23 protein-coding genes are annotated in these 25,383 nt (G+C 42.2%); 12 read left to right on the forward strand and 11 right to left on the reverse strand.

Annotation, left to right across the window (positions count from 1 at the left end; genetic code table 11):
• The first annotated feature begins 458 nt into the window (after positions 1-458).
• The 3 genes from AB6735_RS13920 (at position 459) to AB6735_RS13930 (ending at position 4,024) form a co-directional block, all read left to right on the forward strand.
• Positions 459-992 (forward strand): OmpA family protein, encoded by a 534-nt coding sequence (locus AB6735_RS13920; protein ID WP_370996453.1) that lies wholly within the window; start codon positions 459-461, stop codon positions 990-992.
• A gap of 255 nt (positions 993-1,247) precedes the next feature.
• On the forward strand, positions 1,248-2,972 hold the full coding sequence (locus AB6735_RS13925; RefSeq protein ID WP_370996454.1) for an ATP-binding cassette domain-containing protein: 1,725 nt from the start codon (positions 1,248-1,250) through the stop codon (positions 2,970-2,972).
• Positions 2,969-4,024: a glycosyltransferase family 1 protein gene (locus AB6735_RS13930; protein ID WP_370996455.1), complete on the forward strand. Its 1,056-nt coding sequence runs from the start codon at positions 2,969-2,971 to the stop codon at positions 4,022-4,024. The genes AB6735_RS13925 and AB6735_RS13930 overlap by 4 nt, the downstream gene beginning before the upstream one ends.
• Before the next feature lie 71 nt (positions 4,025-4,095).
• On the opposite strand, the gene AB6735_RS13935 is transcribed toward AB6735_RS13930, so the two are convergent.
• From AB6735_RS13935 to AB6735_RS13945, 3 genes are read right to left on the reverse strand one after another with little or no spacing between them, the layout of a single operon-like run.
• Positions 4,096-5,217 carry a glycosyltransferase family 4 protein gene (locus AB6735_RS13935; protein ID WP_370996456.1) on the reverse strand — a complete coding sequence of 374 codons (1,122 nt, stop codon included), beginning with the start codon at positions 5,215-5,217 and terminating at the stop codon, positions 4,096-4,098.
• Positions 5,218-6,390, reverse strand: a complete 1,173-nt coding sequence (locus AB6735_RS13940) for an amidohydrolase family protein (RefSeq protein ID WP_370996457.1) — start codon at positions 6,388-6,390, stop codon at positions 5,218-5,220. It abuts the gene before it with no gap.
• Positions 6,390-7,130, reverse strand: a complete 741-nt coding sequence (locus tag AB6735_RS13945; protein WP_370996458.1) for a class I SAM-dependent methyltransferase — start codon at positions 7,128-7,130, stop codon at positions 6,390-6,392. The genes AB6735_RS13940 and AB6735_RS13945 overlap by 1 nt, the downstream gene beginning before the upstream one ends.
• Before the next feature lie 226 nt (positions 7,131-7,356).
• On the opposite strand from AB6735_RS13945, the gene AB6735_RS13950 reads away from it, so the two are divergent.
• From AB6735_RS13950 to AB6735_RS13980, 7 genes are all read left to right on the forward strand, one after another.
• Positions 7,357-8,865 (forward strand): radical SAM protein, encoded by a 1,509-nt coding sequence (locus AB6735_RS13950; protein ID WP_370996459.1) that lies wholly within the window; start codon positions 7,357-7,359, stop codon positions 8,863-8,865.
• 16 nt (positions 8,866-8,881) lie between these two features.
• Positions 8,882-9,931 carry a radical SAM protein gene (locus tag AB6735_RS13955; RefSeq protein WP_370996460.1) on the forward strand — a complete coding sequence of 350 codons (1,050 nt, stop codon included), beginning with the start codon at positions 8,882-8,884 and terminating at the stop codon, positions 9,929-9,931.
• 3 nt (positions 9,932-9,934) lie between these two features.
• Positions 9,935-11,404 (forward strand): radical SAM protein, encoded by a 1,470-nt coding sequence (locus AB6735_RS13960; protein ID WP_370996461.1) that lies wholly within the window; start codon positions 9,935-9,937, stop codon positions 11,402-11,404.
• Positions 11,405-11,421: 17 nt separating this feature from the next.
• Positions 11,422-12,222 carry a class I SAM-dependent methyltransferase gene (locus tag AB6735_RS13965; protein WP_370996462.1) on the forward strand — a complete coding sequence of 267 codons (801 nt, stop codon included), beginning with the start codon at positions 11,422-11,424 and terminating at the stop codon, positions 12,220-12,222.
• 292 nt (positions 12,223-12,514) lie between these two features.
• The gene (locus AB6735_RS13970) at positions 12,515-12,778 is read left to right on the forward strand and encodes a transposase (RefSeq protein ID WP_370996463.1); all 264 of its coding nucleotides are present in this window, start codon (positions 12,515-12,517) and stop codon (positions 12,776-12,778) included.
• A gap of 143 nt (positions 12,779-12,921) precedes the next feature.
• Entirely contained in the window at positions 12,922-13,077 is a 156-nt protein-coding gene (locus tag AB6735_RS13975; RefSeq protein ID WP_370996464.1) for a hypothetical protein, read from the forward strand.
• A gap of 99 nt (positions 13,078-13,176) precedes the next feature.
• Positions 13,177-14,118 carry a hypothetical protein gene (locus AB6735_RS13980; protein WP_370996465.1) on the forward strand — a complete coding sequence of 314 codons (942 nt, stop codon included), beginning with the start codon at positions 13,177-13,179 and terminating at the stop codon, positions 14,116-14,118.
• A 79-nt stretch (positions 14,119-14,197) separates the two neighbouring features.
• On the opposite strand, the gene AB6735_RS13985 is transcribed toward AB6735_RS13980, so the two are convergent.
• The 8 genes from AB6735_RS13985 to AB6735_RS14020 form a co-directional block, all read right to left on the reverse strand.
• Positions 14,198-15,118: a hypothetical protein gene (locus AB6735_RS13985; RefSeq protein WP_370996466.1), complete on the reverse strand. Its 921-nt coding sequence runs from the start codon at positions 15,116-15,118 to the stop codon at positions 14,198-14,200.
• 27 nt (positions 15,119-15,145) lie between these two features.
• Positions 15,146-16,465 carry an O-antigen ligase family protein gene (locus AB6735_RS13990; RefSeq protein ID WP_370996467.1) on the reverse strand — a complete coding sequence of 440 codons (1,320 nt, stop codon included), beginning with the start codon at positions 16,463-16,465 and terminating at the stop codon, positions 15,146-15,148.
• Positions 16,443-17,570 (reverse strand): DUF1972 domain-containing protein, encoded by a 1,128-nt coding sequence (locus AB6735_RS13995; protein ID WP_370996468.1) that lies wholly within the window; start codon positions 17,568-17,570, stop codon positions 16,443-16,445. Before AB6735_RS13995 ends, AB6735_RS13990 begins: the two co-directional genes overlap by 23 nt.
• Positions 17,571-17,572: 2 nt before the next feature.
• On the reverse strand, positions 17,573-18,646 hold the full coding sequence (locus AB6735_RS14000; protein WP_370996469.1) for a glycosyltransferase family 4 protein: 1,074 nt from the start codon (positions 18,644-18,646) through the stop codon (positions 17,573-17,575).
• On the reverse strand, positions 18,643-19,611 hold the full coding sequence (locus tag AB6735_RS14005) for a glycosyltransferase family 2 protein (protein ID WP_370996470.1): 969 nt from the start codon (positions 19,609-19,611) through the stop codon (positions 18,643-18,645). The genes AB6735_RS14000 and AB6735_RS14005 overlap by 4 nt, the downstream gene beginning before the upstream one ends.
• Positions 19,611-21,275 (reverse strand): hypothetical protein, encoded by a 1,665-nt coding sequence (locus AB6735_RS14010; RefSeq protein ID WP_370996471.1) that lies wholly within the window; start codon positions 21,273-21,275, stop codon positions 19,611-19,613. The genes AB6735_RS14005 and AB6735_RS14010 overlap by 1 nt, the downstream gene beginning before the upstream one ends.
• Before the next feature lie 323 nt (positions 21,276-21,598).
• Positions 21,599-23,026, reverse strand: a complete 1,428-nt coding sequence (locus tag AB6735_RS14015) for an oligosaccharide flippase family protein (protein ID WP_370996472.1) — start codon at positions 23,024-23,026, stop codon at positions 21,599-21,601.
• 15 nt (positions 23,027-23,041) lie between these two features.
• Entirely contained in the window at positions 23,042-23,866 is an 825-nt protein-coding gene (locus AB6735_RS14020) for a glycosyltransferase family 2 protein (protein ID WP_370996473.1), read from the reverse strand.
• A 381-nt stretch (positions 23,867-24,247) separates the two neighbouring features.
• Between AB6735_RS14020 and AB6735_RS14025 the strand changes: the two genes are divergently transcribed.
• The gene (locus tag AB6735_RS14025) at positions 24,248-24,667 is read left to right on the forward strand and encodes a TetR-like C-terminal domain-containing protein (protein WP_370996474.1); all 420 of its coding nucleotides are present in this window, start codon (positions 24,248-24,250) and stop codon (positions 24,665-24,667) included.
• Position 24,668: 1 nt separating this feature from the next.
• A complete protein-coding gene (locus AB6735_RS14030) occupies positions 24,669-25,337 on the forward strand; it encodes an NAD-dependent epimerase/dehydratase family protein (protein ID WP_370996475.1) in 669 nt (222 codons plus the stop codon).
• Positions 25,338-25,383: the final 46 nt, after the last annotated feature.

Here is a 25,383-nt window from a genome sequence, read left to right on the forward strand (position 1 = left end):
GACAAAACCAGCTCAAAATCAATCTAAAAACCTTCATTTTAACACTTTTTAACAAATTTTAACGCGATTTTGATACGTTTTAAAAACTTTAAAAAGTATTGATTTATTGATTGTCAAATAACTACAAACTAAACAGTTGTTTTTTGGGCTATATTTTCCCTTAACAAAACAGCCCGGTTTTTCCTTTTTGATGGAAAAAACCGGGCCGGTGTATTTACAAATATAAGCAATATCTAAAGGCTAACAGCATCGATCCAGTAATTTGGTAATCTACTTTTCGTCACCTAATTGAACTTTCTGAATACTTATGCCTCAAAATTCCCGTTCAATCAAAGTTCAGATATAACAACTATGCCCTCATTTAATAGGAATATTCGCTTTATTTCGCCACGGATCATACTCAGCTGAGCTTGAAATCACGAATATTTTTTATGTTTACAAAAAAACAAAATTTAGCTATGAAAGCTTTAAAAACACCCTTATTTACTTTAATCTTTGCGTTAGGCGCCATCACCGTAATTTCATGTAAATCAAAAAAACTGGTTCAAAAACCTGTACCGGTTGAAAACGAACAAACCTACGCGCCAAAACCACAACCGGCTCCGGCACCAAAACCTGCACCAAAAGAAACACCTCCGCCACCACCAGCAAAACCAAACTATAACTTTAACAATATCCAGTTTGAATTTAACTCAGCTGTGTTAAGAACTTCATCGTACCAAACGCTTGACCAGGCGGCTGCAGAGATGAAGAAAGACCCAACCGTAAAGTTTGTACTAAACGGAAACGCTTCTGCAGAAGGTACTCCTGAACATAATATGGAACTATCTATTGAAAGGGCCAATTCGGTAAAATTATATCTGGTAAACAGTGGTATTAATGGCGATAACCTAACTGTAAAAGGTTATGGCGAAACCAAACCAATTGCAGATAACAGCACAGAAGACGGCAGGATCCTGAACCGTCGTGTAGAGATCAAACTTAATAATTAATCTTCTTCAACCTGATATTAAAGCCGGTAATAACAATTACCTGGCTTTTTTGCTTTCCAAGGGGCAACCATTAGCCTTTTTAGCCCGTAATGAGAAGGGAGCAAGGACTTGTGGAGCAAGGAATAAGGAACTAAAGAGTAGGAATAAAAGGAACAAAGAGTAAGGACAAAGGAAACTTTACTGTATTTGTTTTATATCCTGGCTCCTTCAATCTTTGTTCTTTGCTCCACAAGTCCTTACTCCATAAATCCTAAAATGAAGCATATTATAAAAGGCATTTTAACGCTGCTGAACAGGCGGGAGAAAACGCAATTGGGCAAGCTCATCCTGCTCGATCTGTTGATCAGCGCGCTTGATATCGCTTTCCTGGGGATGTTGTTGCTGGTGATCGGTATTTATACTTCCACTAAAACCATATCCGGATTTGCTTTTTTACCCACAGGCTGGTTTAATAAAGACTCCATGATGCTTATCAGTGGGTTCCTGGTTCTTTTTTGCTTTAAAAACTGGGTAGGCTACCTCATTATGCGTTTTCAGCATCATTTTTTTTACGGCGTAGCTTCGCGCTTGTCAAAAAAGAATATTATCCATTACCTTAAAAGCGATTACCTGAACTTTGTTAATGTCGATTCTTCTATCCATATCCGGCAGATCAGTCAGCAGCCAATTGAATTTAGTCATTACATCCTCACCAACGTTCAGCAGGTTATTTCGCAGGGAATCCTTATTTTGTTTACGGTTTGTGCCATACTCATCTATCAACCTGTATTGTTTTTATTGCTGCTGCTATTGCTGTTACCCCCGGTAATTATATTAGCCTGGTTTATCCGGAGACGGTCGAAACAGATCAGGATAAACACCAAACAAGCCAGCGAAAAAACCATTCAGCACTTACAGGAATCATTGGCTGGCTTTGTGGAGAGCAATATTTATGATAAAACCGACTTTTTCACTAATCGTTACCACAGCTATCAGCAGCAGCTGAATGATAACCTTGCCGGACAACAGACCTTGCAGGCTTTGCCATCGCGCCTGGTAGAGATATTCGCGGTATTGGGCTTTTTTATATTGGTGCTCATCAACAAATCCCGGACAGATAAGCCGGTAATCGATCTGCTCACCATAGGTGTATTTATGGCAGCCGCCTATAAGATCATTCCCGGTATCATCAAAATACTAAACAGCACCGGGCAAATAAAAACGTATGAGTTTACGCTGAATGATTTGACCTCACGCCAGCCCTCTCCTTTGGAGAGGGAGCCTGAAGAGTTGCTTTGTGAAGTCCTCTCCTTTGGAGAAGATTTAGGTGAGGCTTCCTTTGGAGAGGATTTAGGTGAGGCTATCAACTCTATCAGATTCAACGATATCAGTTTCCAATATAAAGATCATCAGATCTTAAAAAACTTCAGTTTTAATATCAACAAGGGCGATCTGGCGGGAATATCGGCCGTATCAGGCAGGGGTAAAACAACGCTCATCAACCTGTTGTTAGGGTTTCTGGTGCCGGATACCGGCGATATCCGGATCAATGACCAAACAACAGATGTTATTGCCTTAAAACAGTACTGGAGCAGCATAGCTTATGTAAAACAACAGGGCTATTTTATTCATGATACTATCCTCAAAAATATTACGCTGAGCGATAAAGAAAGCGATCCGGAAAAGTTGGCCAAAGCCATCGCAATATGTGGACTTAGCCCATTATTGAATGGCAATACCGAAGGATTGTACCAGACGATCAGGGAAAACGGCAAAAACCTCAGCGGCGGTCAGCGCCAGCGAATACTACTGGCCCGGGCCCTTTACCATGATTTTGATGTATTGATATTAGATGAGCCATTCGGCGAAATGGATCAAGGAGCCGAGGAAGCTATTTTGGTACAACTGCAACGATTGGCTGCTTCGGGCAAGATCATTTTCTTTATAACCCATAACACCGCGAGCCTGAGCTATTGCAACAAACTGATAACGCTGGAATGACCAAACAAAAAACCATAGTGATACTGAGTCCCGGTTTCCCGGCTGATGAAAACGATACTACCTGCATACCGTCTATGCAGATCTTTGTAAAGGGGTTAAAACAAAACAAACCCGAATTGCATGTGGTGGTAGTCAGTTTTCAATATCCTTTTAAAGCTTCCCGGTATAACTGGCATGGAGTGGAGGTGATTGCACTGGCGGGTAAAGGCAAAGGGCAATTGTTCCGGCTAATTACCTGGCGACGCGTATGGCAAACGCTTAAACAGCTGCATAGCCGGTATGAACTGATGGGCCTGTTGAGCTTTTGGATGGGAGAGGCTGCCTATATGGGAAAACGCTTTGCCAAAAAGCATAACTTACCGCATTATACCTGGCTGCTTGGCCAGGATGCTAAAGCAGGTAATCACTATGTAAAACAGGTAAAACCACAGGCCAGCGAACTAATAGCCATATCTGATTTTTTGGCCAGGGAATTCAGCATCAATTATCATATACATCCCGAATATACCATCCCAACAGGTATAGATATTACACGCTTTGGAGAGCAGTCCATTAACCGGCCGATTGATATCATTGGAGTGGGTTCGCTTATCCCGTTGAAGCAGTACAATCTGTTTATCCAGGTAGTTAAAAGCCTGACAACGCAATTTCCGAAATTAAAAGCGGTGATCTGTGGTAAAGGTCCCGAAATGGAGAACCTTCAAAAACAGATCAACAAGTTAAAACTGGAAGATCATATCGAACTCAAAGGCGAATTGTCGCATCCCGAAGTTTTGGCACTGATGCAACGCTCCAAAATACTGTTGCATACCTCGGCTTACGAAGGCTACAGCACAGTTTTAAGTGAGGGTTTGTATGCAGGCTGCCATGTGGTAAGCCTGGTAAAAGGTATGGATTCGCGCCCGCCACAGCATCATGTACCTGGAAATGTTGAAAACATGCCCGGGATAATTAAAGACTTATTGCAAGATGCTAATCTACTGCATGAGCCGGTACTGGCTTATCCAGTAGAAGCCATTGCCACCCGGGTTGCCGCTTTATTTGGCTGTTGAATAAGAATCACTTATTTAAAACCGAATGTCATTTCTCCTCATTCGAAAATGGCATGGCTTATTATTGAGTATCAAACAGATACACCCATTACCCGCTTACAGATATCCACCAGGTCATCGGCAATGTTCTTAAAAGTGAGGTTTTGCTGAAAGTAACTCAACACATCTTCAGAAAGCTTTTTTTGATCCGCGTTATTTACCGTATAAAGCAACCTTGCCAACGCGTTTGCATCGCCCGGCGGATATAGAAAACCACAGCTCCCGTTTCCGGTTATTTTTTGATAGGGTGGAATATTGGTAACCAACGGAATACAACCGCAGGCCATAGCTTCTAGCAGGGCATAACCACTGCCTTCTTTATGGCTGCCCGAGACATAGAAATCAGCCGCGCTGTACCAGTAGGATAATTCGTGGTTATCAACCCGACCCACCATTACTACCGCGTTTGCCAGCAGCTTACTGGAAGCAAACAAAGCCATTACCTCATTGATCATATCCTCGCTTTGATAGATCATATATAATTTGGCCGATGGTTTTATCTTCAGATACTGCATAAAGCCCAATAAAACAGCGATAGGATCTTTATTAAGGTTTAACCTGCCGACCCATAAAATATTGGTTTCACCGGTCATTTGGGTACGTGCCTTACTTATTTCCCTGTCCTGTTGTTTGAAATGGGTAGACGCCTCCAACAATTCAAATACAGGGGCATCCTGCTCAATGATGTTTCTCTTTTTCCAGATCCCGGCATTACCTGCCGCGGTAAAAATAAAAGCATCGGCAAAACTACAGGCTATTTTTTGCAGCCATCCTTTGATCCCGGTAAAGGGCAACCCGCCATGATGCTGGATCATAATTTTAAAACCGCTGCCACAAAACAATCGCAGGAAAATGACCTGTAACGGAAAAATAAATCCCTGCACCAATACAATGTCAGGCTTTAGTTTTTTGATGTATTGATGCGTTTTTAACGTGATGGACCAAAAACGATTATGGCCTTTAAAAAAATGATAGGGCACACCATCCATAACAACATGATCTTCAAAAGCGGCGTGTTTAATAAAACAAAAATCGATCTTATTGATCAAGTACGGCGCAAAGGCCAGGGCAGGGGAATGGTTCTCCTTAACCTGGGCGGCATGGGTATAGTTGCGATGCGCGTAATAAGTAAGATCAACCAGCTTTATCACCATTTAAAATATTTGATGATCTATAAATTCAAACGGGAAAATAAATTCGGGCAGATAGGCATGAATTTGTTCTATCAGTTCCCCCAGATTACCTTCTACGTATTTATAAGTTTTTTCTACCCTGATCAAACTAAAACCGCGTTCCTTTAACGATGGCGCCAACTGCGGTAACAATTCCTGATCAAACAGGCGGATATTACCCTTATGCATCACCAGGAGTAAATCAGAATGACTAAGGTCATAAAAAGAATCAAGCCCGGTTATTTCATTTTTTTGGCGTGCTATCACCAGGTCGGCATCCTTTCCTTCGCTGATGCAGCCCGTGTTTATTTGCCATACTTTTGCCGCGTCGCTGTTTAGGGACCTGTATAGCTCCCTATCGGTGAGCACACCTGTTTTACGGGCCATGGCTATATGATCCCAAATGTTCCAGTTACCCGTAAGCGTAGAATCGGTGCCAAATATAATGGTGGTATGTTGTTTTAACTGGTGAACAGGGGCTGTTTTACTCAACAAATAATAGTTTGACTCTGGGCACCATACAATCCCTTTAAAATTAGCGGCCTGTCTGCCGGTCATGGCCACCGCATGGATCCCAATTAAGGGCCGACGCCATTTATTCCAGCGGATAAGGCTGTCGATTTCTGCCGAAGCGGTCTCATCGGTGCCTTCGCCGGTATGGATCACTACAGGCAAATGCCGTTTCAGGGGATTATTTAATTTAAGTTTCCACAGTTTTTCAAACCCAACGGAATGCAGATCATGTGTTTCTTCAAAAATGTTGATCAACTCGTCATCAAGGGTTAACCGCTCGCCATGATTAACAACGGTGGTGACCCCACAGAGCAGGTTTTTATACACACCCCAGCGAATACGCAATTGAACGGGCACCCGCAATATGTGGTTTATTTCGGGTTTATAATGTTGATGAATATACGCCCCCCATTCGGTATAATTTTTATAGATGCGGTTACCCAATTGGGGGAAAAGATTAAAATCAAGATGGTCATGCGAATTGATCAATCCCGGAAATATCAGGGCGTTATCAAAACGGAGTTGTAAACCATCAGCGTTCCCGGCAATCGGCCCAGGGCTCACCTCGTCAATTTTGCCCTTGCTGATCATGACGTTTATTGTTTGCCCGCTATCGGCCGGTCGCGCACCCTGGAGTATCATTATCCCTTTTTTAAATGAATACCGTAGATCACCGGAAAACCTTTATATTTTTCATACACATGCAGGGCATTTTGTTTAGCATAAAAAGGCTTCATGCTTTCGTCTATTTTGATCTCTTCCTGTATAAGTAATCGGAAATTATTCCGGAGCAAAGCATCTTTTATGGTATAAATGGGATGTACATAGTTCTGAACGGCCATTACCGAGTTATTATGCTTAAACGTCCGTTTACCGCCTGATGCCAGTATATGCGGATGAAAATCGGTAATAATGAGCTCGCCGCCACTTTTTAATAAACGGCTCCAGGCCTGCATGGCTTCGTCAATATCTTCAATATGGGCCACGGTAAGGGTGGATATGATCACATCGTAGGTTTCATCCGGAATTACGGAAAATAAATTATTAGTGATCATGTGGGTATGGGCCTGCGGATATTTTTCGTTGAGTTTTTTGAGCATTCCGCCGGATACATCAAAACCGGTTAATGTGCCAGGCTCTTTGCCGAATAGCAGGGCCCAGTGCCGGCCGGTACCACAACCAATATCAGCTACTTGTTTCCCGTTGATATCAACGTTACTAATGAGCTGTTTAAAAAGTTTACCGTCCAGGTGCAGCATGAGGTTATCGGGTTGGCTGTCATAGCTCCCGGCCCAGATATCATAAGCGTCCACAGCGTTTTTTTCGGTTACGGCCGATAATGACCTCTTTTTCTGCAAGTAGTTTTTTATGGTTGCCAGCATAGTAATGATCTTTTATAACAATACGGTACAAAACAGCCGGAGGTTGCCTGCATTTTTTTATTGCTTGCTCCAGGCAACCACCACCCAATGCCAAGCGTAATGTATAATGAACGGTTTATAATTTTTATGATTTAGGGTTGTGTAAACGATAGGGGTAAAACCCTATCGTTTATTATAAAAATTAAACAACCGGTTTTAAGTATTTATAAGTCAAGAATAAATCTGTATGGCAAAAATTAATAAGGTAATACTGTTTAACCCCAGAAGCGCTGTAGCCAAATACCGTATACCCAATTCAATTTTAAATATCGCGGCCTCTATAGAAGGAAAATATGAATGGGCCATTGTTGATGGCAATTGTGAGGCCAACCCCATGGAGAAAATAGAAAGCTATTTACGAACCGGCGAATATAGTTACCTCGGTTTCACGGTAATGCCTGGCCCGCAGTTAAAACAAGCCATTGAAATAGCCAGAGCCATCAAAATAAAATATCCATATACCACCATGATCTGGGGAGGATATTTCCCTTCTAACCAACCAAAAGTAGTATTGGATTCCAAATATGTTGATTTTATTATCAACGGCCCCGGTGATAATGCTTTTCCGCTGCTGATAGATGCATTAGAGAACAGTAAACCATACGAGTTTATCAAAAACCTCATCTACAAGGCCGATGGTAAGATAACCAAAACCATCAAAGAGGACCTGCTCGATCAGGACTCGCTGCCGCCATTACCTTATGATAAGCTGAACAATTTTTATCCCATTGGTAAATTCCTGGGTAAAACCTACCTGGGCGAACATACGCTGGCTTATCATTCCAGCATTGGCTGCCCTTTTACCTGTTCATTTTGCGCTGTGGTACCTATTTATGAAGCCCGCTGGAAAGCGAAATCGGCACAAACGGTTTATAAGGATGTAAAATACATTAAGGATAAATGGGGAGCCGATGCTATTGAATTTCACGACAATAATTTTTTTGTATCTGAAAAACGTGCGGTCGATTTTTCCAGGCTCATTATGCCTGAGCGCATGACCTGGTGGGGTATGGCACGTATCGACACCATGGATAAGTTTAAGGATTCGTCGCTGGAGATCATTCGCGAATCGGGCTGCAAATGTATTTTTTTTGGTGCAGAAAGTGGTAACAACGAGATCCTGGAACAGATGGATAAAGGCGGCACTCAAACAGGCGAGCAGATCATCCGTTTTGCGGAACGGTTAAAGAAATTTGACATCATCCCCGAATATTCTTTTGTATTGGGCACACCGGCAGCAACATCGGAACAGGTACAGAAACAGATAGATTTTGAGATCAATTTTATAAAGCAGGTAAAGGCGGTTAACCCTAAAACGGAGATTGTTATTTACACCTATACACCAGTGCCAACAGAGGGATCTGAACTGTACAAGCAGGTTTTGGAGCAAGGCTTCGCCTATCCTCAAATGCTGGAAGACTGGATAAGCCCGGCCTGGGAAAGTTTTGACCTGCGCAAAAATCCGCTTACACCATGGATAAAACCGGAAATGATTGATAAGATCCGAAATTTCGAAACTGTATTAAACGGCGTTTATCCCACAGTTACAGATATCAGGATGAATGATTTGAAGAGGAGATTGATCAAACTGATATCAAGCCTGCGTTATAAAGCTAACTTATATAAATACCCATACGAGATAAAGCTATTACAAAGAGTTTGGAAATACCGCCAACCGGAGATCCAGGGATTTTAATTGTTAAACTATAATTATGTCAGGCCAGTCGTTATATCATACTTTTAAGCGTTACCGCACATTGCAAACGCACAGGATATCAGCATTACCTATTGTAATATTAATGCCCCACAGTGCCTGTAATTGCCGTTGTGTAATGTGTGACATCTGGAAGGATAATAAAAACCTGAAGCAATTAACTGAGGCGGATATCAGCGGTTTGTTGGCCTCCCTTAAAGATCTGGGTACCAAACAAGTGCTCATGTCAGGCGGCGAAGCTTTATTGAATACCAATTTTTTTGCATTGTGCCGCATCCTTAAAAATGCAGGTATCAAAGTAACGTTATTGACTACAGGCTTATCTATTAAAACCAATGCCGAACAACTATTAACCTGGGTTGATGATCTCATTGTATCCTTAGATGGTGATGAGCCACTGCATGATGCTATCCGCAACATACCGAATGCCTTCCGTAAACTTAAGGAAGGAGTGGAGCATATTAAAAAACTAAACCCGGCCTATCGCATCACAGGTCGTACGGTGATACATAGGCTCAATTACCGAAACTGGCCGGCTATTATTGCCGAATCAAAAAAAATGAGGCTTAACCAGGTGAGTTTTTTGCCAGCCGATGTTAGCAGTCATGCTTTTAACCGTCAGCAGGCCTGGGAAGAGCCCCGCCAGGACGAAATACGGATAGCAGAGCGCGAACTACCCGAATTAAATGAGGTGATCAATTACCTAATGACCGAATATGCCGTTGAATTTGATAATGGCTTTATTGCTGAAAGCCGCGATAAGATCAGGGATATCTATCATTATTACGCTGCTTTTTACGGCCTGAACGCCTTTCCCTATAAAAAATGCAACGCCCCATGGGTGTCCACAGTAGTAGAAGCCGACGGCGCTGTAAGGCCCTGCTTTTTTATGGAAACTATGGGCAACATCCGGGATACCCCGCTCAAACAGATCATCAACAGCGACGAAGCCATCGCTTTTCGCAAGGCATTGGATACCTCGGGACATCCAACCTGTGTAAAATGCGTTTGCTCGCTTAACCTGTCGCCATTAACCCGTGTCGCTTAACCTATGGAACAGTTAAATCATATACTTTTTACGCATTCCTATTTTTTGCGCTTCGATCCCAAACAATGGGCGCAGGGACAGCCATATCCACCATTGGGTACTATGTATGCCGCCGCGCTGATGAGGCAGAATAATTATAGCGTATCTCTTTTTGATACCATGTTTAGTCATACGCCCCAGGAGATCACAGATCTGCTGGATAAAACCCGTCCCGGTTTTTTTGTGATTTACGATGATGGTTTTAATTATCTCACCAAAATGTGCCTCACCAACATGCGCGAGGCCGCTTTTGCCATGTGTAAACTGGCCAAAGAGCGTGGCTGCATCGTAATTGTTGCCAGTTCCGATTCAACCGATCGTTTTAAAGAATACCTGGCCGAAGGCGCCGACTTTGTGATTATTGGCGAAGCGGAACATACTTTACTGGAACTGGTTACTACCATAAAAAATGGCGGTGATTTTTGGGATATACAGGGGCTTGCTTATCTTAAAGCCGGAGTACCGGTTAAAACACATGGTCGCCCGGTGCTTAAAGACCTCGATAGTTTGCCTTTACCAGCCTGGGATTTGGTTAACATAGCTCCATACCGCGAATGCTGGTTGCAGCACAAGGGGTATTTTTCGCTTAATGTGGGTACCACCCGCGGCTGCCCCTTTAAATGTAACTGGTGCGCTAAACCTATTTATGGCAACCGCTACAACTCGCGCAGTCCCCAAAATGTGATCACGGAATTGAAACTGATGAAGGAGATGTTCAACATGGATCACATCTGGTTTTGTGATGACATCTTTGGATTGAAACCCGGGTGGGTAGTTGAATTTGCCAGACTGGTAAAACAGGAGGGCCTGCAATTTAAATACAAGCTCCAATCACGGGCCGATCTGTTACTGGAAGATGAGACCATAGCCGCTTTAGCAGCATCCGGCTGTGATAACGTTTGGATAGGCGCAGAGAGTGGTTCGCAAAAAATACTGGATGCCATGGATAAGGGCACTACCATACAACAGATATACACCGCCACGCAAATGATGAAGAAGCATGGCATAAAACCATCCTTTTTTATACAGTTTGGTTACCCAGGCGAAACCAAGGAGGATATCAAGCGAACCATCCGCATGATCAATAATCTGTTACCTCATGAAATTGGCATCTCGGTTTCGTACCCGCTGCCAGGTACCTTGTTTTATGAAAAGGTAAAGGCCGATCTGCAGCAAAAAACCAACTGGACCGACTCCGACGAGATGGCGCTGATGTTTAGCAATACCTTTAAACCGGCATACTACAAACAGTTGCATAAATATGTACATCAGAACTATCACGCACACCTGGCTAAACATAACCTGGTAGAGCTGTTGAGCAATCCCTTTAAACCAAGTGTAAAGCGCATCCGCAAAGCGGCATCAGTTTTATACCATGCACCTGCAATGCTGATTGAGCGTTTTAAATTAAATCAATTGGAAAAGGCATCATGACAAGCGGGGTCAGTATAATGAGCAATAACGAAACCGATGCCTCGACGGCTTTTAGCCGCCAGTCGGGCATTTTTGATGAGATCTATTCCCCCAATACCATTGTTAACTATAAACGGGCAAGGGTGAGGCAGCATGTTTTGCAATACCTGGCACCCAACAGCAGTATACTGGAGCTTAACAGCGGCACCGGCGAAGACGCGTTATTCTTTGCCAAAAATGGTCACCGGGTACACGCCACAGATATATCAACCGGAATGCAGCAGGTATTGCGCCAAAAAACAGAAGCCTATCGCGACAAGATCAGTCAGGAAATCTGTTCTTTTACCCAACTGGAGGAATTGCAAAACCAGGGGCCATTTGACCATATATTCTCCAACTTTGGCGGCCTTAACTGTACAGGAGAATTGGACAAAGTTCTTTTATCCTTTGATCAGCTTTTAAAACCCGGCGGCAAGGTAACACTCGTGGTTATTCCCGATTTTTGCCTGTGGGAAACCCTGCTGATTTTTAAAGGGAAATTTAAAACGGCTTTCCGCAGATTTTTTAGCAGCAAGGGGCGTACCGCACATATTGAGGGTACTTATTTCAAATGCTGGTATTACAATTCATCGTTCATTATCAATACCTTACATAAGTCATATAAAGTATTGGGTATGGAGGGACTCTGCACCATTGTACCGCCATCATACATCGAAGGTTTTGCCGAAAAACACCCCAAAGCTTATCAATTTCTGAAAGCCAAAGAGGATAAATTAAAAAGCCAATGGCCCTGGAAATACATGGGCGACTATTTTATTATTTCGTTGGAGAAGAAATAGCAAATACTCAAGAGGGCGTACACTTACACTCTTCTGCTTGCGCTCGTTTGCAACGAGTGCTTAATATGGTTAAGCGATTGCATCGCTTCTAAAAGTATTTCCTGTTGGATCCGTGAATTTCGCGTTATAAACGCTAACCCAGGTTAAGCGCTCGTTGCAAACGAGCGCAAGTTGATAGGCCTCTGCGCGCGCGATCCTTTGCTTGCGCTCGTTTGCAACGAGTGCTTAATATGGTTAAGCGATTGCATCGCTTCTAAAAAATATTCTTTATTTTAGTTGAAACCTTATCCCCATGTTGCACCAATACCGTGTAAGAAACCCAGAGGAAGTTTATTTCGTCACTTTCACCATTGTTGATTGGGTTGATATCTTCACCAGACCTGCGTACAAGCAACTTATAATTGAATCACTAAACTACTGTCAACAGCATAAAGGATTGGAGGTTTATGGTTATTGTTTGATGACAAATCATTTGCACTTGCTTATTTCTGCCAAGCATCCCGCTACATTGCCAGACATTATTCGCGATTTTAAAAAACACACCAGTAAGGAATAATTAAGCTTATACAGAACGAGCACGAAAGTCGTCAGGATCGGATACTTTATCGCTTTCAATATCATGCAAAATACAGTAACCGTGTTCAGAACTACAAAGTATGGCAAGATGGCTATCATGGAATAGCATGTGATAATACAAATATGCTTTCGCAGAAGTTGGATTATATTCATAACAATCCTGTAAAGACTGGTATTGTCACCATGCCAGAACATTATCTATATAGTTTGGCTGTAAATTATGCGGGTGAAGATGGATTAATGGAAGTGATATTGTTAGACTTTGATTTCGCGTTATAAACGCTAACCCACGTTAAGCACTCGTTGCAAACGAGCGCAAGCGAAATATTATACAGCAAAGGATAATATTGATTATCTTTAGTATATACAACTGAGACTATGAAAAGGAAATCTGCAAATCGGGGGATGATATGTTTTTTAATCATTGCCTTGATATACACAGGCTGCAAACCTGCACCGGTAATTAAACACAATGGCGAAAAGGACCTGATATCTTTTAAATCCGTTGAGGGCGTCAGTTATACCGAGATCAGCCGCCGACAAAAAAATGGCCTCTCCTTTACTGAAGATGGTTTTCAATTAGAACCTCAGTGGAAGCTGAAATTTGTTTCTGACGACTCTGTTAGTATTTACAGTTTTGATAAAAAAGCCTTTTTGAACTTTCCACTCACCCGTGGTTATGATTCTGTTTTTAATACGGCCAGAACATGGTTAAAATTAAGAAAGATGAGTAAGGATAGCCTGGTGTTTGAGGTCCTGAAATCACAGGCCGATTCAATAGATACAAGGGGAGCAGAAGTGTATATGACCTTTTACGCTAATAATTATATTCATAACGTATTACATAGTGATATTACAACAGTCCGACAATCAAGTCGTAAAGATAGTCTGTTTATCAGTTCGTTAGTAAGCCGGGCCAATAGCGATTACAAAAAGGCTTTTGCTGCGCGGCAACCCGTAGTTTTAGTAAGTAAAAGCCCGTCAGTAAAAGTAAACAAATGGAAAGCAGAGGGGGATATCTTGAATAATTTTGACACTTCCGATGATTATTTTAATCCAAGTTATAGCATTACGGTCAACAAAGCAGATGCAAATTTTTCCTACTCATTTAGTGTATACGTTGATGACAAGGGGCAAATGTATTATGGAAAACCATTGGTTGCCTTTACCGAACAAGGGTACGAGGATGACTATATACATCATTCTAAGGCTGTAATGGACAAGTATCTCATATCCAACCTACAGGCAACGCCAGGTAAAACTTTAAATATGACGCATACAAGCCTTATTAATATTCATGTAGAAGGCAAGAAAAGTTAGCCCGGTTAAAATTAAATTCACTTGCACTTGTTGCAAATTAGAAACGAGCGCAAGCAGGCCTTTTCATGTCCATTATTTATTAATTCGCTACACTATGCTGATTTTCTACCAGTAATTGCGCTATTCGTGCTTCGTAGCGACTGATAAGGTTGATCTGGAAATTCTTTGGATCGGGTTTAGCATAATGCTTGCCGGTTGCCATGGCCAGCAGCACGCCATGATCGTTTAATCTTTTTTCACGTGTTTTTTGATTCCAGCGACTGGCCGTGATCCTCATTAATTTATTATCCAGCAACTCGCCCAGGCGGTTGTTCAATAACCATTCGATACTGCTTTTAAACGGCAGCCGGCTTAAAGGTTTGGCCGTTGATACCCGCATAATGTGGTTCGGCAGATAATCGCGCGTCCAGGCGTTGGCGGTAAAGAAATCGGCAAAAGTGGTATCGCCTTGTATCGGGATCAGGGTAACCACTTCAGTGGCTGTGTAGATATTCTTTTCGGCAATTTCCAGTTGCTGCTCATCTATATAATAATTCATACAGAAGTAATGTTCCCGGTTAACCAAAAAGGTCAATTTCTTTAAAAAGTGCATCAGCGTACGGGCCACCCACATGCGGTTGGGAGCGGTAACAATAAACAGATCGATATCTGATTCGGCATCGGCATAATTTTTTGATAACGAGCCCGAAATAGCAATACCACGTACATAGGGAAAACGGATGAGAATATTACCGACCTTGCGGGCCGTTTTAATCATCTCGGCCGCCCTGCGGTTTCCGTCGTTCCTTCTTTTGATCAGGTATGGGTCGTTCTTTAGCGTATAGAATCTGTCGAAACGGTAAATGAGTCTACAGCCCACCAGGCAGGTCATGGCCAGATCAAAATCTATAGGGTCACACTTAACGGGCAGAAACAAACCTATTTCTTCGCGCGTAAGCGGGTAATTGAACACATCGAAATAGGCCAGTGTTGCTAATATGTTTTTTTTGATCTCTGCCACAGTGCTGTATATTTAGTAGTTATACTATTATGACGTAGCAGCCAATACGTTGGTTGCCAGTGGTATTAAATATTCATCAGGTTTTTGCTGCTCTTTGATAACTGTTTCATTATCAGGAGCCGAGAACAGGAAAAAAGAAAAGAAAAAGCTGTAAAACATCACACCTTTATCTACATCGAGTATGTTTTCACTTACAGATACAATGACTATGATCAGCATAAAACTGATGAACAGCACATCTTTTCTTTTGAAGGCCATTTTAAATCCATAAACCAGGGTGAGCATATAAATGGCTAATCCCCATATGCCTGATTTCAATACAAAACTGATATACTGATTATGCGAATTTAGACCTTTGAGATAGGAGCTATACATTTTGGCATTATAAAAATCGTCTTTCAACAAGCTCACCTCCGAACCCGAGCCATACCCCAATAATGGTTTATCTTTTATCCGTGCGGCAGCAACCCGCCAGCGTTCAAAACGTGAATCGGAGTTCCGGGGAATGGTTTTATCTATTGAAATGTCGTCTTTCAGAAGGGTTACGTAGCGATCCCTGAAGGTTGATATGCTCAAAATACCCCCAATCGCGGTTACGGTGACTAACAGGCCGGTGAGTATATAGCGCTGGCGTTGCCTGCCCTTTAACAAAAACCAGGGTAGCACCACATTTACAGCCACAAACAGGATAAACAGTATCGATTTGGAACTCAGCTGCACCATGCCGCATATCAGGATAAGGCAACTGATGATATACACGTTTCTTAACGACCTGGATGTTACTCCCCTGATTATAACAGATAGGAGGTAAACCAGCGCGATAACCAGCTGAAATGAAAAAAAAGTGGCATGGATCTTTAACGGGCCGGCAAAATTATGATTGGTAAAACCTTCACCAAAAATGGCCCTTAATGGCATATGATAAAACCTGATGGTGACCAAAACCACCGCGAACAGGTAAAAAACCGTCAACGCGCAAACCAGCGAAAAGCCCATTAATAAGCTTTCCCGGTACTTTTTCAAATCAAGCCCATTGAGCAGGAACACAACCGGGAATAGTAAAAGTGGTATCCTTAGCGTCCATTCATTAAAAGCAGCCTTTGGGTTGATGGAATAAATGGTGGCGATGATGGTAATAAATAAAACAGAAGGCAGTATCAGCAGCTTAAAAGTACGTAATGATTTTAGCTTGCTTTTATCCAGATGAATGAGCGTGTGCAGCGTAAAACTGATGAGGATGATATGGCTGTAAAACATATCAAAAGGCAGGCTTGCCATGAGCAAGAGCACATGGTAATAGCTTATCCTATTAGCCGGTGTATCATTAATGAGCAATAATTGCTTCATGATTGGCGTGTTTATAGCTTTCAACAATAAATTCCTCATACTGATCAATCACCCGTTCCCAATTAAACTGGTCCTGGATCTTATGCAGGTTATTCATCACCATGCTTTTTTCTGTGTCTTGGCGCTGTACGTTTTCCACCAGTTCCTGTACTTCGCCGGCATTGGAGAAATAAAAAGCATCGGTATTCAGCACCGATTTATTGAAGGGATTGTTATGCGCAGCGATAAGTGCCTCGCTGGCCATGGCTTCCAGTAGTGATGGATTGGTACCGCCTACGCTATGCCCATGAAAATACAGGTAAGAGTTATTTTGCAGCGATCTAACTTTGGGATTATCAAAAATAGATCCTTTAAATTCTATACGCTCATCGTTATTAAACTTGTTGGTGATATACTTACCAAAGCGGTTGCCGGTATCGCCCAAAACTTTGAATTTTCTGGAAGAGTTGCTTTTGTTAAACCCATCCAAAATAGTTTCAATATTGTTCTCGGGCTCCATACGTGCCATCAGCAGAAAATAATCTTCTTTTAAGGCTTCGTTAAAGTCGTACTGTTCACGTTCAAGATCTGAGTAAACATCGGCACCATAAGGAATGTATTCGCTGTTGATATTATATTTATCAGCCAGGTATGATTTGATCACCCTGGAGTCGGCTACATAATAATGACTGTATTTTACAGCCAGCTTTTCGGCATATTTTAAAAACTGCTGTACCGGTTTAGAGTACTTGGAACGTTTCCACTCCATACCATCCATATTGGTGATGATGGTACTGTTTTTTGGATAAAGTTTACCCCAAACCGAGCTGCTGGTATAGCCCATAATGAGTACCACATCAAACTTATTTTTGCGGGCATCCAACAGGCAATTCATATCATAAACAAACTGTCCGGCGGTACCTATCAGGTATTCCGGGTCGTAACAGTGTTTTATTTCTACGCCGTTCCAGCTATCCTGAGTATACGGATGGTTGTGCGAGTTATAAACGGTTACCGAATGACCGCGTTTTACCAAACCGGCCGATACATATTCAGATATATGCTCAAATCCACCGTAATAATTGGGGATGCCCCGGGTTCCTAATATGGCTATACGTAATTTCATGGCTATAATACTGATTGATATGCTTTTAATGTTTGTGAAGCCGCCTGTTTCCAGGTGTATTGTTTTAATATGCGATGTCTTAAGGTTTCGTTATAAGGTGTAGTGCTGGCTTTTTCAACAGCAGCCAGGATACTTTCAGGTGATGAGGGGTCGCAATAAAAGGCGTCGTCGGCAAAATACTCACGTACATCACCCTTATCACTGGTTACGATATTGCAGCCCATCAGTGCAGCCTCGATCGAGCTTAGGCCGGTGGTTTCAAACCAACTGGGCAGGATATGCACTTTTGCCCTGCGATAATATTTCACCAGCTCCTGTTGAGGGATGTGGTCAATAAAAACCACGTTATCGGCGGCTATCTCCCGGCATTCCTGGTAATAGGCCAACTGGTTGGGAGCATGTGTACCGATCAACAATAAACGGTAGGAGGTATTGTTGAGCGCGCGTATCAGGTTCAGCTGATTTTTGATCCCCTCTATGCGGGCGGCGCAGATCACCAGTTTCTCGTCTTTTTTAATTTCCGGATCATATTGAAACATATTCTGATCGGCACCGTTAGGTACCACCAGGTGTTTTACCTTGCGTTCGTACGATTGGATCACCCGCCGATATTCCGACTCTGAATTGGGCAGTATCATGGCCGCCCGGCTCAATATATTCTTGATGCTCTTACGCTGGCCAAGCCAGGTATAAGATAAACTGGCCAAACTATCGCGCCCCAGCAGGTAACGGGCTATGGACTTAATATACTCGATGGTATCGGTCGACAGGTAACGAAGCAGTCTGCCCATGCCTTTGCGATGGTATTTATCATACTCGCCGTAATTGCACAAAATGGTAGATACCACGTAAGGTTTACCGGCCTTTTGGCTATGATACAATATATCGGCCGGGCGGGTAAGGTTAAAAAAATGCAGCAGATCGTAATGACCATAGGATATACTTTCGTTAGCCAATCTGATATCGGCAGTGATGCCCATTTCTGTGAGGTGCCGTGCCGTTTGTACAGCCTGAATGGTATCGCCGCCGGGTACGGTGTATATGGTAGACCGGGTTATAAATGCTACTTTGATCATTGTGCCTGCCTCCCGGTGCTTATTTTATACAGCCACATCACCAGTTTTTCTGGCAGGTAGCTAACTGTGTATAATAAATAATTATCCAATCGTAAGGGTGATATGCTGATGGCCTTAGCTACATGCAAGCGAGCCTTTTGCGGATGGTAATTGTTGATCAGTAATTTTTTGGCGCATAAGGCGTAATAAGAGCCATGTTTAACCTGATGCGAGTATTGTTTTTCGCCCATTTGAGTTAGCTGGCTGCCCTCATCCGATGTAATGTTCCTGCTTTTAAGCGTGGCATATTTTATTTGGAGGAATTTTCGCGGACGCCACTTTTCGTCGATGGTGATGGATTCTGGGTTTAACCTCAGTTTTATCAGTGGTTGCGAAAAATTATAAGCCTTTTGATCTTTAAGGATGTTTACCCATAAAAAATGATCCTCATAGGTATAAGCATATTCGTTGTAGCCGCCCGCTTTTATGATCACCTCTTTTTTATAGCATACGGTGGAGTGTATAAACGGACAAACAGATGATGCCAGTTGTTGAATATCTTCATTATTGACAGCCGGCGGGGTGGAGGTAAAAAGATAAGTACCCTCCATATCCATGTAGTCGGCCGCGGAGCCTATAATACTGTAATCGGGATGATTTATCATAAAATCATATTGTAGCTGTAAGCGCCTGGGATGGCAAACATCATCAGCATCAAACCGGGCGATGTAAGGCGCACGGGCGTATTTTAACCCGGTATTCAAGGCCAGCGACACACCTTTGTTGTCCTGGTGTATCATCACTATGCGGGGGTCGGTAAATGAGTTGATCACATCAACGGTATCATCTGTTGATCCATCATTAATGATCAGCAGCTCAAAATCGGTAAACGATTGCTCCAAAACCGACCCAATAGCATCCGCGATGTATTTACCCGCATTATAGGCGGGCATTAAAACCGTTATTTTGGGTGTATCAAAATTCATTATTGAATAGATTTAACGGTTTGATTTTCTTTGATATTGAGCAATAGCAGCAGCTCAAAAAAAACCATGACCGATAGTTGCTCAAACCAGTAATCGGTAAACAGCACTGCCAGCATTAAAAACAGTATGGGTAAGCCGTAGGTGAGCTTTTTATAATGTTTGGCAAAAAAGCCTAGGTAATAGATTATAAACAGGATAAGACCAAGCAGACCATATTCTGCCAACAATTGATCATAAACCGAGAATGGGCTATTTATTAGGGAATGATAACCTGATCGTTTGCTAAAGAAATTCAGGTACAGATCGAGGTGATTGACCAGGAAATCATGATTGATATAAATATCACTGGACGGATAGCCCCCCGCAAAAGCAAACCCTGCCGCCCGGTAAGCGATCTTTGATGAAAAATTACCCATGCCGGCCCCGGTTAAAGTCTTGCTCAAATGCCCGCGAAAAAGAGCCGTGGTTTGCAAAAGTCCCATGGCCTTTCCGGGTAAAGGAGCGATATAATTATTATTCCCGGATATAGGCAGAGCGGCCTTGTGCTCCCTTATAAAATCCAGTAGTTGTAATTGTTCAACCGGTGTTTCCTTTTTGCTTTGGTAATAATCGCTATTAATATCATCCTCTTTAATCGCTATACGCCCGCCTTCGGCCAGGTAAACGTTTTTTGCATACCTGGGGCGTTTGCTCGCCCGTATCGAATCCAATATTTTGCCGACGCTGTCCAGGTATAAAGTAGCTATCTTCTGTTTACGCTCTTCGGGTGTCAGTGTGTTGTCGGGGCGGTCTGTAATGCGCAGGTTTGCCTGTATGTTTTTGTGTTTGGTGTCGGTATTTACAGGTATATGTTTCTTAAATAGATGAACCAGCGTTAGCGTGGCGTATTTATTATTCTGCGGCGATATTTTCGCCATAAAAACAATCAAAAAAACAAGACAAACAACAACAAGGCTTTTTTGGTAACGGTTGGTTTTAAAAGCAAACAGCAACAGTAATATGGGTAATAAAGCCAGGTTAATGAAGTTACTGCCGGTAAGCAGCAACGAAGCCATACAAACTAAAAGCATTACCGCGTTTTTCCTGATCAAAAAGTAAACTACACCAAAGGCGTTCAAAGTGGCATTGGTGATGGAAGTATCAAAGGTTATACCTTTAATGTAATCGCCGGTATTGATAAAGTATTTCTGATATTGCCCCTGGTAAGTATAGGGGTTGATAGCATGCGTTTTTAGGACGATAATTGCCAGCGTCAATATTGATATTAAGGTATTGATAATAAAGAAGGCGGTTATGGTTTGATGTACGATCTGGGTTGGGGCATTATCAACAGCCAGTTTAACCTTGTGTATGGCCAATATGCACAGCAGCCAGAAACTCATTCCTGTAACTAACAGGATGTTATAATGACTATCTGCATAGCCTTTATAAATGAGCCAATCAACTAAAGCAATAACGATGATCAGCGGATAAAAAAGCGGCAGGCGCGAGCCTTTAAATGTAAACCCGAACTTGAAATTGCATGGCCAAAGGCTAAACAAAATAATAACCGGAATTTTTATGGCCAGCTTTACGTTTAAAAACAGCAGCAAAAAGGCGAGCAATCTCCAATCCACCTTATCCTTTATTCTATGCTTATAAAAAGCCACTGCTCTGGTCAACATGCTCCGGTTTCTTTATAATCATTACGACCTGAAAATGGGATTGGTTGCCTGAGTTTATTTTAAAAAAGAACCAGGGGATTAGTATCAAGTAGCGAGTATCAAGTATCAAGACTTTTTGTAGGAATGCGCCAGTTCAAGCGTCCACGCTTGAACTAACTTCCGATGAGCGTCCACGCTCAATTTCGTCATCTGCATAAACGTCAACGGAATATTTACCCATACAAATGCAGGAATCGTGAGCGCGGACGCTCACCAGTTTTGCATTCAAGCGTGGACGCTTGAATGGGCGTTGCTTTTTTTTAAATCGTGATACTCGATACTAACTACTTGATACGCTCACCTAACAGTATTTTGCTGAGATCTTTATAATCGGCGGGTTTGATTTGGCGGGTAATTATTATGATCAAAAAGTAAAAAACTATTGAAGCGGGTATAGCCATACAGAAACTTTGGAAAAGTAGTTTGGCTGCTGCACCACTGACAAGCGCACAGGCAGTGCACTTTAGTAAAATAAGTAAGGTTCCGTTCAATTCGCTTATTTTATTTTTCGAATTAAATAAAACAGCCTGTACAACACATGCTGCCAAAAAAGCAATGGCGGCGCCTTCATTTTTAAAAAAAGGGATCAACAACAGATCGCCGGCAACATTTATGGCAAACGTTACCAGAAAAACCTGCAGGATCATTTTGAGCCGGTTTTGTACAAAATATATCGTCCAGAAAAAATTCATGACATATATGAAGGGAAGGCATAACGACAGGATGAAAATGGTATAGCTATTTACAACGCCATACTTCCCCCCGGTAACGTAATCAATCAAAGGGTTCCAGCACATGTTTAATAGTAAACCGGTAAACGCGGCGATAACCATCTCCGCCCTGATAATCAGTTGGAGATAGCTTCTGTTATAGCTTTCATTTTTAAACAAGCGGGTAAATCTGGGTACCAATAAGGGGGCAATGGCCAGCAGGGGCAGGGTAGATATTTCGAATACTTTATAGGCAAAGCTATATTCGGCCAGTTTTACTGCCGATACCATGAAACCGATAAACAGCCAGTCAAACCGGGCCAGCGCCGAGGTGATCAGTACAACACCTATTTGTGGTAACGATTGTATGATCAACAAACCGTATTCCGTTTTATTCCATCGCGGCGCAATGGAAATGTGGATGTATTTTTTGAACAGGTAAACAGAACATAACAATTCCAACGTATCACCTGCTATAAATACCCACATGATATGATCAATGCTGAGCAAATGCGTTACCGCCAGCACAACCAAGGCACTGCCCCGCACTATGTTTGATACTACCAGCATATAGGCCTGCAGCTTAAACCGCTCCATCCCGCCGGATACCTGTTTCAGTGGGGTAGAGAAAAAGATCATGAGCTTGCCTGCTCCTACAAATAAAATAAGCCGGTAAAGCAGGGCGTCGCCGGCGAAAACCATTTTGCCTAATATCAGGATCGCATAAAACAAGATCCCCGTAAAAACTACATGAAATATATAGATGGATAAAACGCTGCGGGCATCATCACCATGGGCTACTTTTTTAACTACTGTTTGATCAATACCAAAAGAAAGAATGTTGAATGCGGTAAATACTACCGTAAGTGCAAGATTGATAAGACCAAAGCTATCTTTACTTAAATTTACCGAGAGTACATAAAACATTAGCACACCAAACAATTGATTGATCACCAATTGCAGTGTATTGGCAGACAGATTTTGGATCAGCCTTTTTTTCATGGGCGGCGCCCTGCTTTATTCGGTATGAGCATTGGCTTTAAATTCATACGCAATAATGGGTACTTCATATAAGTTTTTCTTTTGTACAGGATTATGTCTGGCTTTATCCAGGTAATAATATTTTAACCAGGTATTTTTAAAGGCCATACGGGCTATGTTCCAACCTTCTTTGCCATCCAAAAAACCAAATAAAAATACATAAGCTTTTACAAAATGAAACAAAGGAGCAAGGTATAATTTCACCAGACTCGCTTTTTTACCGCTTTGCAGATATTTTAAAGCGCTCAATTGAGCATAATGAGTAATTTTGGCTTCATGCTCCTGCACATTTTTAACCGAATAGTGATGCAAGTGGCCACTCAATTTTTCAACACGCATATTTTGCGGCATCATCAAGGTTTCATGCACGGGTGTTTCAGACCATTTAACGCGGGTACGATTAAATAACCGGATGTGATGATCGCGGCCCCAGTTGCCAAAGTTGATGGGTTTGTTGCCGTAATAAGCTTTGAAAGGTATATCGTAAACGGTATTGCAATCATCCAGTTTGAGCTGTTTGATGGATGTAAGCAGGGCCGAATCAGGAATTTCGTCGGCATCGATACTTAATATCCAGTTGTACCGGGCAAGTTCAATGCCTTTATTTTTGTTTGCTCCGTAACCATCCCAGCTTTTCTGATAAACCCGGCACCCGTTTTCTATCGAAATGTCCATAGTATGGTCGGTACTATCGTTATCAACCACAACAATATCATCGGTTAACTGCCTCAGCATTGTGATGCTACGGCCTATCATTTCGGCTTCGTTTTTAGTAATGATCACAACTGAAACAGGTACCATGGCAGATAATTAAAATTTATCAAGCTTTTTACACCATACCCCCAGGATACACCTGCAGGCTCTAATATGGACGTCTATTAATATATCGTTGCTTTGTAGCAAAGGGTTGCCCGGCAGATAAAGAATTGTCTTTTTATTTTAATATTTTATGATTTAAATCCTGATTAACAGCTAAATAATTTTTTGATCCCGAATTTTATTTACATTTATAGAGTGATTAGTCAATTTATATATGGATAAGCCAGCATCAATTCTTTCAACAGCCTTAAAACTGTTTGTACAATATGGTTTTCACGGAACACCTACCAGCAAAATAGCCGTTGAGCCGGTGTTTCAAACGGTACGCTTTTTCATTATTTTAAAACCAAGGACGAGTTGGTAGTGGCCCTGTACAACCAAACAAAAGAGGAGCTGAACACGTACCTGTTTGAAAAGATCAACCAGGGCGAAGTCTTTAAAGACAAGTTCAGGAATATGTTTGTGTACGCATTAAAATGGGCAGTTGCACATCCGGAAGAGTTCTTTTTTCTTCAACAGTTCCATTTTTCGCCGCATCTGGCCCTGGTTCCTGCCGAGGATATGGCCAAACATTCCCGCCAACATACGCAACTTTTAGAGGGTGCTGTACAGGCCGGTATATTTAAAAATTTGCCCATCGAACTGATCACTACGCTTGCCTGGAGCCAGATTAACGGGATGTATGAGTTCCTGATGAAATGCGACCTGTGTGCCGACAAACAAGAACAGATCATTAACGAAGCATTTGACCTTACCTGGTTAATGTTAGTCAACCCTGCATAATATGAAAACAAAAATAAGAGTCATTATAACCGGCGCCACCGGCATGGTAGGCGAGGGGGTGATGCATGAATGTTTACAGCACACCGATGTTGAAGCCGTTTTGGTGGTCAACAGAAAAAGCGTGGGCATTGCACACCCAAAACTTAAAGAGGTCATCCACGATAACTTTTTTGATCTTTCGGCCATTGAAAGCGAATTATCGGGTTATAACGCCTGTTATTTCTGTTTAGGTGTATCTTCGGTAGGAATGAAAGCTGAGGAATACTTCCGGTTAACCTACACGCTAACCATGCATGTAGCCAGAACACTGAGCAAACTCAATCCCGACATGATCTTTTGTTATATCTCGGGAGCCGGAACCGACAGTAATGAAAAGGGTAAAGGCTGGGCAGCTGTAAAAGGAAAAACGGAGAACGATTTAATGCAACTACCTTTTAAACGGGCATTTGCTTTTCGTCCGGGTTTCATCAAACCAATAAAAGGTTTATCAAATACGCATAGTTTTTATAAGTATATCAACTGGCTGTTTCCTATTGGCAGGGCACTGTACCCTGGTGGCTTTGTGACCTTGCAGGAATTAGCCCATGCGATGATCAACATTACCAAAGATGATTATAACAAGCAGATTATAGAAGGAAAAGACATTATTTTACTGGCTAAAAACGAGTGAAAAATTTGACAATTTAAAAGGTCTGTAATAAAAGAGTCCCGCCATT

The organism is Mucilaginibacter sp. RCC_168 (assembly GCF_041355315.1).
Classification (GTDB): Bacteria; Bacteroidota; Bacteroidia; order Sphingobacteriales; family Sphingobacteriaceae; genus Mucilaginibacter.